Origin of the sequence: Meridianimarinicoccus marinus (assembly GCF_040689105.1) — a bacterium.
GTDB lineage: Bacteria > Pseudomonadota > Alphaproteobacteria > Rhodobacterales > Rhodobacteraceae > Meridianimarinicoccus > Meridianimarinicoccus marinus.
The window spans coordinates 1-16,319 of sequence record NZ_JBFBVU010000022.1 but is presented as its reverse complement, the minus strand read 5'-3'; the positions used below and the strand labels follow the sequence as shown (position 1 = coordinate 16,319).

Below are 16,319 nucleotides of genomic sequence, written 5' to 3'. Positions count from 1 at the left end.
CCCGCAAGAGTTTACGTCGGAAGCCCTGCGGTTCGGCACAGGGTGGCACCGGACGCGTCATTGGCGCGAGATGTCATGGATCCTCAGATCGTCGCCGCAGATGTCACGAGCCAGATCCACCACGTGTTCGTGATGGGTGAAATAAAGCGCCTGACCGTGACGCCCCATTTCCCGCAGCAGGCTGATCGCTGCCGAGGTGCGGGTGTTGTCGAAGGTTTCCATGATGTCATCGGCCAGAAACGGCAGCGCGATCCCCTTGGCGGCATATTCGCGATACCCGGCCAGTCGCAGCGCAAGGTAAAGTTGAAACCGCGTACCCTTCGACATCTCGGCGGCGGCCACCGACCGCTTGTCCTCGGCGCGCAGGGCCAACAGGATTTCCTTGTCGCCATCGGTCTGGGTCTTCAGGTCCTCGTAACTTCCCGAGGTGAGGGTTCTGAAAGCCTCGGCCGTTGCCGCCAGCATGCCGCTGCGATGGGCGTCGCGATACTGGCCAAGCGCCAGTTCCGCGGCTGCAAGGCCGATCTGCACCCGAAGGTAGCGGCGGGCCTTTTCGGCAAGGTCGAGCGCCAGGGTCGTCGCCTGTTCCGACAGGCGGGCCACCGCATCGTCGCCGCCGAGGGCCTGCAACTCTTTTTCCGCAATACGCAGGTTTCCGATGGCCAGATCCACCTCCCGGTCAGCCGCTGCCAGATCCCGTTCAAGGGTGGCGCATTGGGTGCTGATCCCGGGCAGGTCATGGGCCTCCAGCAGGGCGGCGGCGGCCGGGAAATCCTTGCAGCCCAGCCGTGCGGCAATGTCGTTCTTCTGGGCCGTGATCCTGCCGCGCAGGGTCTCGGCCTCGCGCGCCTTCGACACGGCATCGACAAGGTCAGCGGCGGTCTGGAGGGCTTCGGCGTCGGGGAAGCCCTGCGCCATCTTTCGCAATGCAGCGTCCACGTCGCGCAGTTTCGCGGAGGTTGTAGCTTCCGTCCGCTGGTGCCGGGCGATCTGCTCCAACCGAGCGTCTTGCGCGGACGCGGCAGCCTTGGCCGTATCAAGACGCCGTTTCAGGGCCGATGCGGTGGCGAGCGGATTGTCCTGTACCGTTTCGCCCAGATCGCGGGCCAGACGGTCGACCGAAAGGCGAAAGTCGTCAAAGTCCTGCTCCATGGCCAGAATACGCTCCTGCAGCCCGTCGCGACTGGCAACGGTCTGCAGGAGCTTTCGCAAGCGGGGCAGTGCGTCGAGAAAACCCGATGGCCTGCGCAGCGGGACGGGCAAGTCCTTGCCGGCAGCTTCCCAATCCAGGGTCGCCGCATCAAAGGCGACTTCGGCCTCTTTCAGCGCGGCGACGCGCTTCTGATGGGCGTGTTGCGCGGCCTGCAGGGACTTGCGCGACGCGGCATTTTGCGCGGCAATTTTGGCCCGCCGATCCCCCTCGTCCGTGGCCAGGTCCGCAAGCCGCGCCAGCGGTGTCCTGTCTCTGTGCGGCAGGCCGAGCACCTCCCGCAAGCATCCCGCAGCTTCAGCGGCCACCGCCTTGCTAGCCGCAAGCGCGTCTTGCGCCCGCGCGCGCTTTTCGGATGTGTCGTGCGCACGGCGCAACCGGGCGTGCCAGTCCTGCAGGTCCAGCGGATTGAAGTCTTCCGGCAAGCCGAAACCTGCGAGCAGGGCCCGAAACTCCGCCAACAAGGCGTCGCGGGCCGCGATGGCCGTCTGACAGGTGGTGTCTGCCTCGGACCAGACCGCCCTTGCCTCGGACACGGCCACCTTCGCGTCACGAATCCGGGCGCGGTCCTGCGCCATGCCAAGACGTGCGTCCTGCAGGGTGTCGTGTACCAGCATCTGGCGATGGAAGGCCTGCGCCGTGGCGTGCGACAGGGTGGTCTCATGTGTTTGCCACAGGGTATCACGCTGCTGCCGCGCGGCATCTGCCTCGGCATCGGTTACGCCGCCGCAAGCCCGCGAAAGTTCGTCAAACCGGGCCGTCAATTTTTCCAGATCCAGCTTTGCGCTGGCGCGCTTGTCCTGCGCCCTTTCAAGGGTTTGCAGGCACAGGCGCCAGGTCTCCAGACGCCGCGCAAGCTGCGCGTCAGACACCAGAAGGTCCGGCAGGGTTTCGGGCGTCCCGCGCCAGGGCAGAAGGCCGGCACAGTCGTGCGCGAGCTCCGTCTCGATGGTGGCAAGCGCGTCATCAGCCCGGTCCTTGCGCTCGGCAAGAAGGTCTGGGGTCAAGGCGGTCAGGGTCGCCCGCAGATCGGTCGGGTCTGCGTCGTCCTCTGCCGGTGTCTCTTCCACCACGCGGGCGAGCGTTTCGGCGGCCGCGTCGCATTCCCGCCGGCGATCGTCCAGCGTGCGGTGTGCGGCCTCGACGGCGCGGGCGAGGGCTTCCTTGGCAGCCAGCGCGGCCTCGCCCGGCGGGGCGGTGTCCGACGGCCAATCCAGATCGCGGTGCAGGGCGCGGATGTCGGCCTCAAGCTCAAGGCGTGTTTCACGCCGTTTGGGCAGATCGTCCTCGGCGTCCACGGCCCGCGCCCAGGGTCTGTCCATCACCTGATCGATCCGGTCGCGTTGGGCCAGAACCTGCGGATCAAGCTCTGCCGCCTCTGCATCCCGTGTCATCTGGTCGATGGACTGCCGCGCCTCGGATTGCCGGGTGCGCGCCGTGGCCTCGGCCTCCTTCAGGCTGTTGGCCTCTTTCACCCATTGGTCCGGCACGGTCGGATAGGCGGCGAAAGGCGCCAGGTCGTCCTCGGCCTGCCGGAGGCGCACCAGAAGCGGCAGGCCGTCCGCGATGGCGCGGGCGTGCGACAGGTCGGACTGGATCGCCTTCCGGGCGGCGCGGGCGTCGGCGTCGTTCTGCCGGGCGGTCTCAAGGTCTTTCTTCAGGCGGTGATAGCGGCTGGCCGTCAGGTCGTTGTCCCGGATTTGCTTTTGCAGATCGGCAAGGACGTGCTTGCCGAGGGCCAGCTGTGTCTTGCGGCCTTTCGGTTTGTGAAACGCCTCGGCCCCGGTTCGCAGGCGTTCCAGAGTTCGGGTCATGTCCGACAGACCCGCCGCCGCCGAGAACAGAAGCTCGCCAAGGTTGCCGCCGCTGGCAAGGATGTCATTGCCGCCTGCCTCGATGGTGTCGTCGTCCAGCGAGAACATGGCGCGGTATTGTTCGCGGGTGATGCCCGCCAGCGCGCCCGCGAGGACGGTTTCCCCCACGGGTTGGTCGTTTGCATCCAGAAGGCTGTTTTTCTGTCGCTTGATCCGGGTCAGACCGACCGGGCTTCCGTCGATCTCCAGCACGCCCCCGACCCGCATCCGGTCATAATCGTGGTGGAAATTATAGGGGCTGCGCGTCGGCATCCCGTAGAGCAGATCCAGGTAGCCTTCGAAGGCGGTCGTCTTGCCGGCCTCGTTGGGGCCATAGATCACATGCAGGTCGGACCGGTCCGGGCTGTGCACGCCAAAGTCGATGGAAAAATCCGTGAAGCGGCCAAAGCGGGTCAGATCGAGGCGCCGAAGCCGCATCACGTTGTGTCTCCGCCCTGCGGGGCTGCGAGGCGGGCGGCAATATCCTCGACCCCCTCGGCGGTCAGGGTCTTGGCCAGGGCGGTCAGTTCATCCTCGATTGCACCAAGGGCGTCGCGGATGTCGGGGGGCAATTCGCTGGCCAGGGCGCGCACAAGTTCCACGGCGCGTTCCTCGAAGGCCGGGGTTGCGATCAACTCCTGCATGAGGCCTGCCAGCTCGGCCCCGGCAATGCCATCCGGCGCGGAGCGGGGGTGCGCGGACAGCGCAACTTCCAGCTTCTCGATGGCAATCCCTCCGATCCCGACAAGGGCCTCGGACAATTGAAACTGAAACTGATCCTGATCCCGGCGAATCTTCCATGCCAGGTCGGTGGTGCCGGTCAGGGTCACGCGCGCCACCAGAAAAGCCGCGCCGCACTGCCCGGCCCTGTCGCGCAATCGGTCCAGAACCGCGCCCTGTGCGTCGCGCCAATCGTCGATCTGGCCCAGATCACAGGCCACCGCCTCGAAGATCACGACCGAGGTGGGGATCTCTTCCAGCGTGGCATGGCCATCCTCGACCGTGACCAGCGTTGCGCTTTTGGGCCCGGCTTCGCCGATATCGCGGCCCTGCGGCATGCCGGGCATGACGATGAACGGGTGTTCTGCGTAGATCTTGCGGCGATGAATATGACCCAAGGCCCAGTAGTCGAAGCCATGCCCGGTCAACTCGCGCAGGCTGCAGGGCGCGTAGGTGTCATGCCCCGCCGCCCCGGCGAGGCTGGTGTGCAGCAGCCCGATGTTGAACAGCCCCGCCACCGGCGCCCTCAACCGGGGCAGAAGGCTGTCCGGGGCCGAGGGCTGGCTGAAGCTGACGCCGTGGATGGCCACACCGTGTTCGGGGATCTCGACGACGCCGCCGTGGCCCGAGAACAGGGTCACGTTGGGCGGCATCTGGATCTCGCGCGACGGCGTGCTTTCGGCGTCATGGTTGCCGCGGATCAGGAAGACGCGAATGCCGGCGCTGTTCAGACGTTCGAACTGGCCGGTGACGAAGGCTGCGGTCTTCATGCTCTTGATATCGCCATCGAACAGGTCGCCGCTGATCAGCAGGGCGTGGGCTTTCTGCGTGATGCACGTGTCCACGATGACTTGCAGGGCCTGACGGGTGGCCGATCCGACACGCAGGGCAAGTTCCTCGTCCTTCAGGGCAAGGCTCTTGAGCGGGGAATCGATGTGGAGGTCGGCGGAATGAATAAATCTGAACATGTGCGCGCAGCATCTGGAAGGCGTCGAGTCGATGCAACGGCCATTCGTCTGCACCTGTCAGATTGGCGCATCGCAAAAAATTGGGGGGACTGTCCCAAGGCGCCACCGGGCCTCGGGACAGTAGATGTTTCTCAATAGGTGGCGCGCCCGCCGGACAGGTCGAAGACGGCCCCGGTCGAATAGGAGCATTCCGCGCTGCACATCCAGCTGACCATGGCCGCGATCTCGGCCACGCTGCCCATGCGCCCCATCGGGATCTTGGCCAGCATATAGCCGATCTGTTCCTCGGTCACATCGGCCAGCATCTCGGTCTCGATCACTGCGGGGCAGACCACATTGACGCGGATCCCGGTCCTGGCCAGTTCTTTGCCCAGCGACTTGGTCAGGCCGATGACACCGGCCTTTGACACCGAATAGGCGCTGGCATTCGGGTTGCCGTCCTTGCCCGCCATCGACGCGATGTTGACGATCCGGCCATAATCGTTCTGCGCCATGTAGGGCACCACGGCGCGGCAAGTATGGAAGGTGCCGTTCAGGTTCACGTTCAGGACCGCGTTCCATGTGTCCAAAGGATAGTCCGCCAGCGGCGTGTTGACCCCGGCGATCCCGGCGGCATTCACAAGAATGTCGATGCCACCCATTGCCGTGCTGGCGGCTTTTGCGCCGGCCTCGACACTGGCGTAATCCGAGACATCGACCGTGCGGGCAGACACCGGCCCGAACGAGGACAGCGATTGCCGGGCGGTTTCCAGAAGCGCAGGATTGATGTCCCACAGATCCACTGCGCCGCCGCTGGCAAGGATCTTCTCGGCGATGCCAAAGCCCATGCCGCGCGCGCCTCCGGTAATGACGGCCCGGCGTCCGTTCAGATCAAGGGTGTTCATGTGTCACGTTCCTCAAAGCTGGGGGAAGTGGGCCGGTGCGTCTGCCGCACAGATCCGCAAGTACCACCTGCTGCCAATACCGAACGCGACACTGTTTTGCCGTGCGGCAGGCACCCTCCCGTGAAAATCGTTGTTCCGTCCATCCGGCCTGCGGCGGCCATGGATCGGCCTGCCTTCGGTGTTCTTAGCCTCTGGGGGAAAGAGTTGGAACCCGGAGATGCGGGTTTTTTGTTCTACCAAAACGGGCAAGGCGGTGTTCGGAACCAAAGTGTCAGCATGTCTGGCAGGGAGAAACGCCCGGGCGGAGACCGGTTGTTCGCGCCTTCTATCCCCAGTCTTGATGGCTGGCACGCGGCTGGACCCGATGATGCACTACCGGAATCTCGGCGTCTCTTCTTGTGCAGGTCGTGGTGAGTCGGGCACGGAAGTGTGTTGTTCTGCAGGATCAAGTTCGACTAAATTGAAAGCGAATGCAAAACGCTTATCGTGATTTAAATATTAGTGTATATAAGGACAATGGCGCTGCAATTCCGCCGTTAACAAATACGTTTGCAAAGTCATCGCGCCCCGTCTAGATTTTCCAGAACCCAAAAGAAGGACTCCTGATCGTGGCCGATACCGACATCTCCTTTCCCGGAATCCAGCATCGAAAGGCCCCAGTGCGTAATGCCGCGACCGATGCACAGGATATCGTGGCGACCGTGGCCGGGGTATTGACTGCGGTCCGATCAGATGGCGACGCGGCCGTGCGCGCCTATGCCAGGAAGTTCGACAACTCCGACCTGGACTCCTTCGAAGTCAGCATGGCGCAGCGCGAGGCGGCTGTTGCGACGCTCGACCCCCAGACCCGCGCGGACACCGAGTTTGCCATCGCCAATGTGCGCGCCTTTGCCGAGGCGCAACGGGACACGATGTTGCCGCTGGAGGTTGAAATCCGGCCCGGAGTGCATCTGGGTCACCGGATAATTCCGCTGGAACGGGTGGGCTGCTATGTACCCGGCGGGCGCTATCCGCTGCTGTCCGCGCCGATCATGACCATCGTGCCGGCTCGCGTTGCGGGAGTGGAGGAAATCATCGCCTGCCTGCCGCCCAATGCGCATGAGGCTATGGTGGCGGGGTGTCACCTGTCAGGTGCCGACCGGATCTTCCGCATCGGCGGGGCGCAGGCGATTGCGGCCATGGCCTATGGCACCCAAACCGTGCCGCGCGTCGACAAGATCGTTGGCCCCGGCAACGCCTTCGTGAATGAGGCCAAGCGGCAGGTCTTCGGCCCCGTCGGGATCGATCAGCTGGCCGGCCCTTCCGAGATCTACACCCTTGCCGACAGCACCGGCGATGCCGAGACCATCGCCACCGATCTGCTGGCGCAGGCCGAGCATGACGTGCGCACGCGGGTCGGGCTGATCACCACCGATGGCGCTTTGGCCGACCGGGTCATTGCCGAGGTCACCCGTCAGTTGGGCGAATTGGCAACGGCGGCGACTGCCAGCGTCGCGTGGCAGGACTATGGCGAGATTGCCGTGGCTGCGGATGAGGCGGCGATGCTGGCCTATTCCGACCACATCGCGGCAGAACATCTGCAGGTGCACACCGCCGACCCGCAGGCCACAGCACGCAAGCTGCGCCACTACGGCTCGCTGTTCATCGGCGAACTGGCCAGCGTGGTCTATTCCGACAAATGCTGCGGCACCAACCACACCCTGCCGACCATGGCGGCCGGGCGCTATACCGGCGGGCTTTGGGTCGGTGCCTATGTGAAGGTGGCCACCCATCAGTGGATGGAGCCGGAAGGCGTGCGCGCCGTGGCCCCGCCCGCCGTGCGCCAAAGCCGCAGCGAAGGTCTGGACGGCCATCGCCGCGCCGCGCAACTGCGCTTGGATCGGCTTCAGGCCGGTTAAACGGAAAGGGCGCCCCTGCATAAGGCTCCCGGTATCCCGTTTCGGAAATATGCCGGCGGGCAGTTGACCGCGATCAGGTGCGGGCCTTTTCGAAGGCGGTCCAGGCGGCCTCGAAAGCGGCGAAATCGAAGTTCTCGCTGCGCGCCGGGTCCAGAACCAGCCGTTCGTTCGACTGCATCCTGGCAATGGCTGCTTCCAGTTGATCCACCACCTCGGGCGGGATCACCACGGCGCCGTGGCGGTCGGCGTGGATCAGATCGCCCGGCCGCACCACCATCTCGAAGACCGTGACCGGCACATCCAGCGCGGTCACATGCACGAATCCATGGCTTGGCCCGATCGAGCCTGCGACCACCGGGAAATCCGGGGCCATATCGCCCAGATCGCGCATTACCCCGTTGGTCAGTGCCCCGGCCATCCCGAACCCCTTGTGAACCACCGTGTTCACTTCGCCCCAGAAGGCCCCGATGGCGTTGGGGACGTCCTCGTCCTCGACCACACAGACCGAGGGTTTGGGCGCTTCGGCCATGTTCCTGTAGTATTGCATCCGCCGGGCGCGGGTTGCCTCCGGGGCTTCGGTGGGAGGGGTCAGCCCGCGTATTTTCGCCGTGACCGCATATCCGACCATGACCCGGTTCGGGTCGCTGGCCAGAACAGTGCCCCGTGTGAAGGCGTTGAAGCCGCGCTGGCCTTGCGCCACCTCGATGGCGTTGCAGACCGTGGGCGTGTCCACAGAGTTCAGAAGGGTCAGAAGGGAAGGTGTCATACGGCCTCCAGCCAGCGGCGCAGGGCCGCGTTGGTTGCGTCGGGTTGTTCCAGGGTGGGCAGATGCCCGGCGTTCGGGATGATTTCCAGCCGTGCGCCGGGGACGAGGTCGCGGATCAACTCGTGCCGGTGGATCGGGCAGAGCGCGTCCTCTGTGCCGCACAGGGCAAGGGTCGGCACCTTCAGGGCGCGCAGGGTGTCTTGCTGGTCGGGGCGGCTGGCCAGGGCGCGGGACTGGCGGATGAACACCTCGGGGCCCAGGTCCTCTGCCATCTTCATGCACAGGTTCAGGATGTCCTGCTTGTCCGGCCCGTCGGCCAGATAGCGCGGCTTCATCTCGTCGCGCATGACGCTGCGCAGTTCCCCGGCCCGTGCCTTGGCGATTTGCGGTGCGCGCATCGCGGCCACCTCGGGCACCTCGGCCTTGGGATTGGTGTCCAGAAACGCCGCCCCGGCAATCCGCTCGGGGGCCTGCCGGATCACCTCCATCGCCACGATGCCGCCCATGGACAGCCCGCCCAGAGCAAAGCGGTCTGGCGCGTTGTCCAGCACCAGCCGGGCCAGTTCCTGCATTGTGTCGGCTTCGGTGATCGACAGGACATGTACCGGGCGCGCGTCCTGAAAGGCCGCGATCTGCGGGCCGAACAGGCGGGCGTCGCACATCATGCCGGGCAGCAGCACAAGCGGGGTCACGGGGCTTCCCCTTCGCCGTCAGGGGTCAACGTGCCGATCATTTCGCCAGCCTCGCGCCTTCGGCCAGCGCGCCCAGCTTGGCATAGGCGATCTCGGGATCGACCGCGCCGAAGCCCGCGAAAGTGCCAAAGCCGCAATCAGATCCGGCAATCACCCGGTCCGCGCCGACGATATCGGTGAACCGCGCGATCCGCTGGGCCACAAGCTCGGGGTGCTCGACGAAATTGGTGGTCGTATCCACCACGCCCGGCACCAGGATCTTCCTGTCGGGGATATCGGCCTTGCGATCGCGGAAGGTAGTCCATTCATGTCCGTGGCGCGGGTTCGAGGTTTCGAACAGCACGTAATCCGCCTTGGCCGACATCAGCGTGTCGAACATCTTGGCCATCGGAATATCGCAGACATGCGGGCCTTCGTAGTTGCCCCAGCAGATGTGGATGCGGATCTTGTCGGCGGGAATGTCTGACAGCGCGTGGTTCAGGGCCTCCACATGGCTGGCGGCGATCCGGATGAACTCCTCGTCGGACAGATCGTTGAACAGCATGTGCCGCGACAGCGCCAGGTCGGGGCAATCCAGTTGCAGGTCCAGACCGCTGGCGACGATGGTTTCGTATTCCGCTTTCATCGCGTCGGCGAGTGCGGCCAGATAGGCCTCGCGCGTCTTGTAGAAATCGTTCTGCAGGAACAGCGAGATCACGCCGGGAGAGGCGGCATTCATGAAACCGCGATCCACCCCGTGCGTGTTCATCGCGGCCTTCAGGTTGGCGATGTCCTTTTCCAGCTCGCCCTGGCCCTTCGACTTCACCTCGCCCACGCACATCGGGCGGGCGTATTGCGGAGTTCCGCCGTCGTCGGCCAGACGCTTCAGAAAGCTGGGAAATTTCTTCAGATCGGCGGGCGCATTGCGAGGGCTGTCGCCGTCAAAACCGGTGTAGCGATCCTTGACATAGGTGGCATAGCTGATCTTCGAGGTTTCGCCGTCACTGACAATGTCGATCCCGGCGGCGACCTGTTTGGCAACCGTGTCATCCACGGCCTGGGTCATGGCCGCGTCGAATTCGGCGGCGTCGTAGGGGGTGCCGCGTTCGCGGGCAAAGATGAAGTCCACGACGGTTTGCGTGCGCGGCAAAGAGCCGACATGAGTGGTGAGGATTTTGCCCATCGGGAGCCTCTTTCGAAAGGATTGGAAGAAGAAACGGGCGCGGCGAATGATCCGCGCCCGAGGTCTGTCAAAACGTCAGCCTTGCCAGGTGTGGCCCGCCGGATCATCGGTGGCGACCACATGGTACAGGCTGGCCTCGCCGGTCATCGAGGGCACCGCGTTGTGACGCAGGTTCTCGGGCACCGACATGGTGTCGCCGGGTGCCAGAACCGCTTCGCCCGCCGCGTGATCGCCATTGCCGTCCCAGCGCACACGCCAGTGGCCGCGCATCGGCATCAGGACCGAAGGCTTGTCATGGGCGTGCATCTCGTCACTGGCGCTGTCGCGGGTCATGAATCCCACTTCGAAGCCGGGCTTGTCGCGCAGAACGCCGTTTTCGCCGATCACCACCGCCGGGGTCTTGTCGGCCAGCGCCATCAGGTCCCAGTAGCGGGCGACATGGTTGGGCAGCACCTCGGCGGTGGTGGGCTCGGGCCGCTTGGTCAGTTCCGCGTCGCTCATCAGCGGCATCGGGTTCACGCCGTCGGGCAGTTGCTGGCCCTTCTTGGTGTCATAGAGCTTGCCGTTCTCGCCCAGCACAAGGCCGTGGTCGGCGGCATCCTCGATCACCTGCGGCGCCCACATGACACCGCCCCCGGCATCGTCGCCGCCAAGGATCGCCATGATCATTCCATAGTCGGTGCCGATGTTTTCGAAGCCGCGAAAGATGCCGGTGGGAATGTTGAAGATGTCGCCTTCTTCCAGCACCACCTCACCGGCAGTGCCCCAGCGGCCCCAGAAAAAGCGCCAGCGGCCTTTCAGCACGAAGAACGCCTCGGCGGTGTGGTGGTCGTGCAGTGAGTTGCGGCAGCGCGGCGGCTGACCCGCCGCTCCGATATTGAACCCGTGCGGCAGGCTGATGTGCACATGCTGGTCGGGGCTTTCCGAGACGCCGCCGCCGATGATGGTGAAGTTCTCCTTCTGGTCGCTGCCCGGTGTATGGGCATCGATGAAGGCGGTCTTGCAGGGTTGCAGTTCGCCATAGCGAACAATGCGCGAGGTCATGTCTTGAGATGTCATGTCGGGTTTCCTTGGGGTGCCGGATCGTCCGAGCGCCGGCGTGTCGAACAATATTCCGCGAACACGTTCACCGCGCCGGGCGGATGATTGTTCAGCCGTCGCGCACGGCGGCTGGCCAGATAGCCGTGCAGGGCACAAAGCGTGCGGGCGGGGCGGGGCATGGCGTCAGGCTCCGGCCAGCAGGATCTGTTTCCAGATCGCGGTTTCATCCCAAAGGCTCCATTCCCGGCGCAGTCCCCAGGGGCCGAATTCGGCATGGGTAAAGCCCATGGTGTGCACCTGCGCCCCGGTCGGGGCGCCAAAGCGGCCATGACCGCTGTGTGCGCCGTCCAGGCTCCAACGGATGGCGGCGCGGTCGGGTTCGCCGGGATCGTTGCGGCCGGTCTTGTGATGGATGGTGAAACGGGCGTCAGGAAAGGCCGCGCGCAGTTGCATCCATTCGGCTTCAACAGCGGGGCGGCCCCAGCCGGTGACGCCGCCGGCGTGGTAGAAGCTGACCGCCCGGTCGTAGTCCCGCCCGACGGTGGCGACGTCATAGTCCATGATGCGGCTCAGGATGTCGGCCAGACGGTCGCCCAGTTCGTGACCGTTGCCGGTGCCCGCATAGGGGCCGGGGCGATCCTGATCCGGGGTGAAGGGCCGCGTGGCTTGGTCGGGGCCACCTTCACGCGCGATTTGCTCCGCCGCCCAGTCGCGGGGACTGTGGCCCAGCTGTTGCACCATCGACGAGACATCATAGCACAGCCATTCGTCGGTGATGACGTCATCCTGAACGAAGCAATCGGCGATGCAGCGGGTGGTGACGCGCTTGCCCGTGGGGGCGCCGAAAACGCCGTGGCCGGTGTGGGTGCCGGTGATGACCGAGCGGTGCGAGGACAGATAGCCCTCTGCCTCGCTCCCGCACCAGATCACATCGTCCCCAAGGATTTCCCGGTCGGGAAAGGCCGCTTGCGCGGCCAGCGTGTCCTTGATGACGCCCTCGGTTCCGAGGATCAGCGCCTGGGTCGAGCGCATCACCATGTCGGTGCCGTAGCTTTCGCGCAGAGAGGCGATCTGGCGCCCCTCCCAGATCTCGAAGGTCACGCCCTGAATATAGTCCGGAAGCGTGGCGAAACGGCTCATTCCACGTTCCCGGTGTGCAGGTGGATCTGTTTCCAGATCGCGACCTCGTCGAGGATCGTGAACTCGCGGCGCAGGCCCCATTCGCCCCATTCCGCATGGGTTGCGCCCATGACATGCACCTCGGCCCCGGTGGGGGCGCCGAAGAAGCCGTGACCGCTGTGCTTGCCGGTCAGCGACCAGCGCACCGCGGCGCGATAGGGGGTGCCGGGATCCTCGCGGCCGATGACATGGTGGATCTTGAACGCGGCTGTCGGGAAGGACGACCGCAGCCGCATCCAGTCGGTTTCGGCGAAGTCAAAGGACCAGCCGCCCCGCGCGCCCCAGTGTTCGGTGCGCGCAGCACGGTCGTATTCGCGGCGGATCACGGTGAAATCCTTGTCCATCATCTGCGTCAGGATGCTGGCCAGCCGCTGGCCCCATTCATTGTCATTGCCCCGGCCCATGTAGGGACCGTCCACGTCGTGATCGGGATGGAACGGGCGCTGGCATTTGTCAGGGCCACCCTCGGTCTGGATCTGGTAGCGGGCGTATTCGACCGGATCCCAGCCCAGTTGCCGGGCAATCCCGCCCACGTCGCGGATCAGCCATTCGTCGTCGATGACATCGGCCTTGGCGGCGCAATCGGCAATCACGCGGATCTCGAAGCGCTTGCCGGTGGGCGGCCCGAAGGCGCCGTGTCCGGTGTGCGTGCCCATGGTCACCAGCCGGTGCGAGGACAGGTAGCGGCCCGTGTCCTGCGTGTCCTGCGACCAGATCACGTCCTCGCCCAACAATTGCCGGTCGGGGAATTCACATAAGGTGGCCAGTGTGCCGTCGATCACCCCCGCGTTGCCGCGCACCAGCCCCGAGGGAAACCGCATCGGGATGTCCTTGCCATAGTAGTGATGCAGGGTCGACAGGCCACGATCTTCCCAGATCTCCTTGGTGATCTTCAGGATGTAGTCGGGCAGGTCCTTGAACTGGTTCGAAAAGTCTTTCATGCGTGTTGTCCGGTCTTGAGCAGGATCTGTTTCCAGATCGCGGTTTCATCAATCAGGGTCCATTCGCGGCGCAGGCTGGGGGTGCCGTCGCCGAAGGGCCCCCATTCGGCGTGGCTGATGCCCATCACATAGACCTCGGCCCCGGTTGGCCGCCCGAAACGGCCCCAGCCGGAGTGCTTGCCGTGCAGCGACCAGCGCACCGCCGAGCGCGGCGGCATCAGCGGGTCGTCGCGCCCGATGACATGGTCGATGGAAAAGGCGGCATCCGGGAAGGCGGCGCGCAGACCCATCCAGAACTGGTCGGCCTCGCTGCGGCCCTGCGTGGTGACATGGCCGGGATAGTGCAGCGCGGCGCCCCGGTCATAAACCGCAGGGATCCGGTCCATGTGGCCCGCCATGATCGCGGACAGCAGATCGGCGTGCTTCTGGCCCCAGGGGTTGTCATTGCCGTGCCGGTCGTAGGGGCCGGGCACGTCAATGGCCGGGGTCATGGGTTCCACGCAGTTCTCGGGCCCGCCCTCGCGCGCGATCAGATCGCGGGTCCAGTCCACCAGGTCAAAGCCCATTTGCTGGACAATGGCCGACTGGTCACGCACCAGCCATTCGTCATAGACCGCGTCGTCGCGGATCGCGCAATCGGCCAGAATGCGATAGGCCAGCCGCTTGCCTGTCGGCGCCCCATAGGCGCCGGGGCGGCTGTGGGTGGCCGTGCAGATCAGCCGGTGCGAAGACAGGAAGGCCTCCGACGTCTCGGTTCGGCCCTCGGGATCCTCGCACCAGATCACATCCTCGCCCAGCAGTTCCCGGTCGGGAAATTCGGCCAGCGTGGCCATGGTCGCGGCAATGACATTGGTGTTGTCGGTCAGCACCGAGGCGGGCGAGCGCACGATCAGCCCCGGCGCATAGCGGCTGTGCAGGCTGCCGATCTGACGGGCTTCCCAGATCTCGTAGGTGATACCGTTGATGAAATGCGGCACGTCGCGCCACTTTGGGTTGAAGCCATGCATGGGGGCTAGGATCCTGTCGTCTTTCGGGTGCTGCAACGCACCACGAGTTCGCCTTCGATGGTGATCCGCTCGGGCGCGATCTCGGCGTCCTCGATGCGGGTCATCATCGCCTCGACGGTGCGGGCGACCATCTTGTTGATGGGCTGGCGATAACTGGTGAGGTCATAGGCGGGCCAGGCGGCCATGGGCACATCGTCGAAACCCACGATCCCCACGTCCTGGGGGATCTTCAGGTCCAGCTTGAACCGCAGCGCATCCATGACCGCGAAGGCCATGTGGTCATTGGCGACAAAAGCTGCCTCGGGACGGTCGCTGCCGGCAAACATCTCAAGTGCTGCGGCGCGGGCCTTGGCGTAGACGAAACCGCCATCCTCGCGGGCGCAGATCTTCAGCCCGGCCTCGGCCAGCCCCTCGCGAAAGCCCGTCTCGCGGTGCTGCTGGGTCGAGGCGCCCTCGAAGCCCGCCAGATAGCCGATCCGGCGATAGCCGCACTCGACCATATGATGTGCCAGCACCTTGCCGCCCAGGTGGTTGTCGGTGGTCACGGAACACAGGCGCGGGTCTTCCTGATCGCGGTTGAACAGCACCACCGGGATGCCGTGATCGGTGCAGCGCTGCGCCAGGTCCGACGACATGGATACCGAGGCCAGGATGATCCCGTCGACCTGGTAGTCGAGGATTTCCTTCATCACATGCTGCACATCGCCAACCGTCGGGGCGGCCATGAAGACCAGCGCGTGATAGTTCTGCTGTTGCAGGGCGACCGACAGTTTCTGGATCGCCTCGGGGTAGAACTGGTTGTCCAGATAGGCCACCACAAGGCCAATGATCCGGCTGCGCCCGGTGATCATCGCGCGGGCCACGCGGTTGGGGCGATACCCCAGTTCCTCCGCCGCGCGCATCACCTTGTCCCGCATCTCTTTCGAGGCGCTGGCGCCCGGCGTGAAGACGCGGCTGACAGCCGATTGGCTGACCCCGGCCTTTTCCGCGACTTCAAGCGATGTGATCCGCGGATTGTGCATCAATCTGCCGTCCATCCGCCGTCGAGCAACAGATGCGTGCCGGTCATCAGACCCGAGGCGTCCGAGGCCAGGTAGACCACCGCGCCCATCATGTCGGAAACCTCGCCGACCCTGTCCAGCTTAATCTTCTCCATGACCCAGGCCAGACGGTCGGGATCGTCGAAGGTGGCTTGCGACAAGGCTGTGCGCACGAAGGTGGGGCAGATGGTGTTCACCCGGATGCCCTGCTTGCCCCATTCCAGCGCCATGGCCTTGGTGAAGCCCTCGACCGCGTGTTTGCTGGCGCAATAGACCGCCCGGTCGATGCCGCCCACGAAGGCCATCTGGCTGGAGATGTTGATCAGGCTGCCGGGGCGCCCTGCCTCGATCAACCCCTTGGCAACGGCGCGGGTCAGGAAATAGGCGCCCTTGATATTCAGACCGGCAACGGCATCGAAATCCGCTTCGGTGGTGTCCAGCGCCGGGCCGTGCCGCGCCAGACCGGCCGAGTTCACCAGCACGTCGAACGGGCCGGCTTCGGCCACAGCACGCGTGGTGGCCTCCACATCCGCCACATCCAGCGCCAGTGCCTGTGCGGTCATGCCGGCGGCCTGCATCTGTGCGACCGCATCGGCCAGCTTGTCCGCCGACCGCGCGGCCAGTGTCACGGCCGCCCCGGCCTGGCCAAGGGCCACCGCGCAGCCCAGCCCGATGCCGGAGGACGCCCCGGCGACAAGCGCGGATTTGCCGTCAAGGCGGAAGGAAGGGGTCTGGGGCAGGGTCATCGGGGTATCCTTGTCAACTGGTGCGTGGGAACAATCGGGAGTCGGGCGGGCCGGGGTCCGCCACGACGGTTTCGGGTCGGCGGGCTACTCGGCCGCGTCCCTGTAGGGCGCGGGTTCGCCGTAGGGGACGTTGAGGCCGCCATAGCGGCGGACGCGCAGGTTGCACTGTTCGGCATGGCCGACGAAGCCCTCCAGCAGGCACAGGCGCGAGC

14 protein-coding genes are annotated in these 16,319 nt (G+C 65.2%); 1 reads left to right on the top strand and 13 read right to left on the bottom strand.

The features are described from left to right. Positions 1-57: 57 nt before the first annotated feature. From AB0T83_RS15105 to AB0T83_RS15095, 3 genes are all read right to left on the bottom strand, one after another. A complete protein-coding gene (locus AB0T83_RS15105; RefSeq protein ID WP_366194098.1) occupies positions 58-3,501 on the bottom strand; it encodes an AAA family ATPase in 3,444 nt (1,147 codons plus the stop codon). Beyond that, a complete protein-coding gene (locus tag AB0T83_RS15100; protein ID WP_366194052.1) occupies positions 3,501-4,751 on the bottom strand; it encodes a metallophosphoesterase family protein in 1,251 nt (416 codons plus the stop codon). The genes AB0T83_RS15105 and AB0T83_RS15100 overlap by 1 nt, the downstream gene beginning before the upstream one ends. Before the next feature lie 131 nt (positions 4,752-4,882). Next, positions 4,883-5,635, bottom strand: coding sequence for an SDR family NAD(P)-dependent oxidoreductase (locus AB0T83_RS15095; RefSeq protein WP_366194051.1), 753 nt, complete (start codon positions 5,633-5,635; stop codon positions 4,883-4,885). A gap of 608 nt (positions 5,636-6,243) precedes the next feature. Here AB0T83_RS15095 and hisD point away from each other — a divergent pair. Further along, a complete protein-coding gene (gene hisD, locus AB0T83_RS15090) occupies positions 6,244-7,533 on the top strand; it encodes a histidinol dehydrogenase (protein ID WP_366194050.1) in 1,290 nt (429 codons plus the stop codon). 73 nt (positions 7,534-7,606) lie between these two features. Here hisD and AB0T83_RS15085 read toward each other — a convergent pair whose 3' ends face one another. From AB0T83_RS15085 to AB0T83_RS15040, 10 genes are all read right to left on the bottom strand, one after another. Then, positions 7,607-8,299 carry an RraA family protein gene (locus AB0T83_RS15085; protein WP_366194049.1) on the bottom strand — a complete coding sequence of 231 codons (693 nt, stop codon included), beginning with the start codon at positions 8,297-8,299 and terminating at the stop codon, positions 7,607-7,609. Further along, positions 8,296-8,991, bottom strand: a complete 696-nt coding sequence (locus AB0T83_RS15080) for an alpha/beta fold hydrolase (RefSeq protein WP_366194048.1) — start codon at positions 8,989-8,991, stop codon at positions 8,296-8,298. Before AB0T83_RS15080 ends, AB0T83_RS15085 begins: the two co-directional genes overlap by 4 nt. Before the next feature lie 37 nt (positions 8,992-9,028). After that, on the bottom strand, positions 9,029-10,153 hold the full coding sequence (locus tag AB0T83_RS15075; protein WP_366194047.1) for a cobalamin-independent methionine synthase II family protein: 1,125 nt from the start codon (positions 10,151-10,153) through the stop codon (positions 9,029-9,031). Between the two features lie 75 nt (positions 10,154-10,228). Continuing rightward, a complete protein-coding gene (locus AB0T83_RS15070) occupies positions 10,229-11,212 on the bottom strand; it encodes a cupin domain-containing protein (protein ID WP_366194046.1) in 984 nt (327 codons plus the stop codon). Beyond that, positions 11,209-11,373 carry a hypothetical protein gene (locus AB0T83_RS15065; RefSeq protein ID WP_366194045.1) on the bottom strand — a complete coding sequence of 55 codons (165 nt, stop codon included), beginning with the start codon at positions 11,371-11,373 and terminating at the stop codon, positions 11,209-11,211. The genes AB0T83_RS15070 and AB0T83_RS15065 overlap by 4 nt, the downstream gene beginning before the upstream one ends. Positions 11,374-11,377: 4 nt before the next feature. Next, the gene (locus AB0T83_RS15060) at positions 11,378-12,334 is read right to left on the bottom strand and encodes a nuclear transport factor 2 family protein (protein ID WP_366194044.1); all 957 of its coding nucleotides are present in this window, start codon (positions 12,332-12,334) and stop codon (positions 11,378-11,380) included. Further along, positions 12,331-13,314 (bottom strand): nuclear transport factor 2 family protein, encoded by a 984-nt coding sequence (locus AB0T83_RS15055; protein ID WP_366194043.1) that lies wholly within the window; start codon positions 13,312-13,314, stop codon positions 12,331-12,333. The genes AB0T83_RS15060 and AB0T83_RS15055 overlap by 4 nt, the downstream gene beginning before the upstream one ends. Continuing rightward, complete coding sequence (locus tag AB0T83_RS15050; protein WP_366194042.1) at positions 13,311-14,321, bottom strand: nuclear transport factor 2 family protein; 1,011 nt, start codon at positions 14,319-14,321, stop codon at positions 13,311-13,313. Before AB0T83_RS15050 ends, AB0T83_RS15055 begins: the two co-directional genes overlap by 4 nt. 5 nt (positions 14,322-14,326) lie before the next feature. Next, positions 14,327-15,343 carry a LacI family DNA-binding transcriptional regulator gene (locus tag AB0T83_RS15045; RefSeq protein WP_366194041.1) on the bottom strand — a complete coding sequence of 339 codons (1,017 nt, stop codon included), beginning with the start codon at positions 15,341-15,343 and terminating at the stop codon, positions 14,327-14,329. Continuing rightward, positions 15,343-16,107, bottom strand: a complete 765-nt coding sequence (locus AB0T83_RS15040) for an SDR family NAD(P)-dependent oxidoreductase (RefSeq protein WP_366194040.1) — start codon at positions 16,105-16,107, stop codon at positions 15,343-15,345. The genes AB0T83_RS15045 and AB0T83_RS15040 overlap by 1 nt, the downstream gene beginning before the upstream one ends. Between the last annotated feature and the right edge of the window lie 212 nt (positions 16,108-16,319).

Coding starts and splice junctions, on each gene's coding strand:
- AB0T83_RS15105 (WP_366194098.1), bottom strand. CDS start 3,501: ATGCGGCTTCGGCGCCTCGATCTGACCCGCTTTGGCCGCTTCACGGAT.
- AB0T83_RS15100 (WP_366194052.1), bottom strand. CDS start 4,751: ATGTTCAGATTTATTCATTCCGCCGACCTCCACATCGATTCCCCGCTC.
- AB0T83_RS15095 (WP_366194051.1), bottom strand. CDS start 5,635: ATGAACACCCTTGATCTGAACGGACGCCGGGCCGTCATTACCGGAGGC.
- AB0T83_RS15085 (WP_366194049.1), bottom strand. CDS start 8,299: ATGACACCTTCCCTTCTGACCCTTCTGAACTCTGTGGACACGCCCACG.
- AB0T83_RS15075 (WP_366194047.1), bottom strand. CDS start 10,153: ATGGGCAAAATCCTCACCACTCATGTCGGCTCTTTGCCGCGCACGCAA.
- AB0T83_RS15070 (WP_366194046.1), bottom strand. CDS start 11,212: ATGACATCTCAAGACATGACCTCGCGCATTGTTCGCTATGGCGAACTG.
- AB0T83_RS15065 (WP_366194045.1), bottom strand. CDS start 11,373: ATGCCCCGCCCCGCCCGCACGCTTTGTGCCCTGCACGGCTATCTGGCC.
- AB0T83_RS15060 (WP_366194044.1), bottom strand. CDS start 12,334: ATGAGCCGTTTCGCCACGCTTCCGGACTATATTCAGGGCGTGACCTTC.
- AB0T83_RS15055 (WP_366194043.1), bottom strand. CDS start 13,314: ATGAAAGACTTTTCGAACCAGTTCAAGGACCTGCCCGACTACATCCTG.
- AB0T83_RS15050 (WP_366194042.1), bottom strand. CDS start 14,321: ATGCATGGCTTCAACCCAAAGTGGCGCGACGTGCCGCATTTCATCAAC.
- AB0T83_RS15045 (WP_366194041.1), bottom strand. CDS start 15,343: ATGCACAATCCGCGGATCACATCGCTTGAAGTCGCGGAAAAGGCCGGG.
- AB0T83_RS15040 (WP_366194040.1), bottom strand. CDS start 16,107: ATGACCCTGCCCCAGACCCCTTCCTTCCGCCTTGACGGCAAATCCGCG.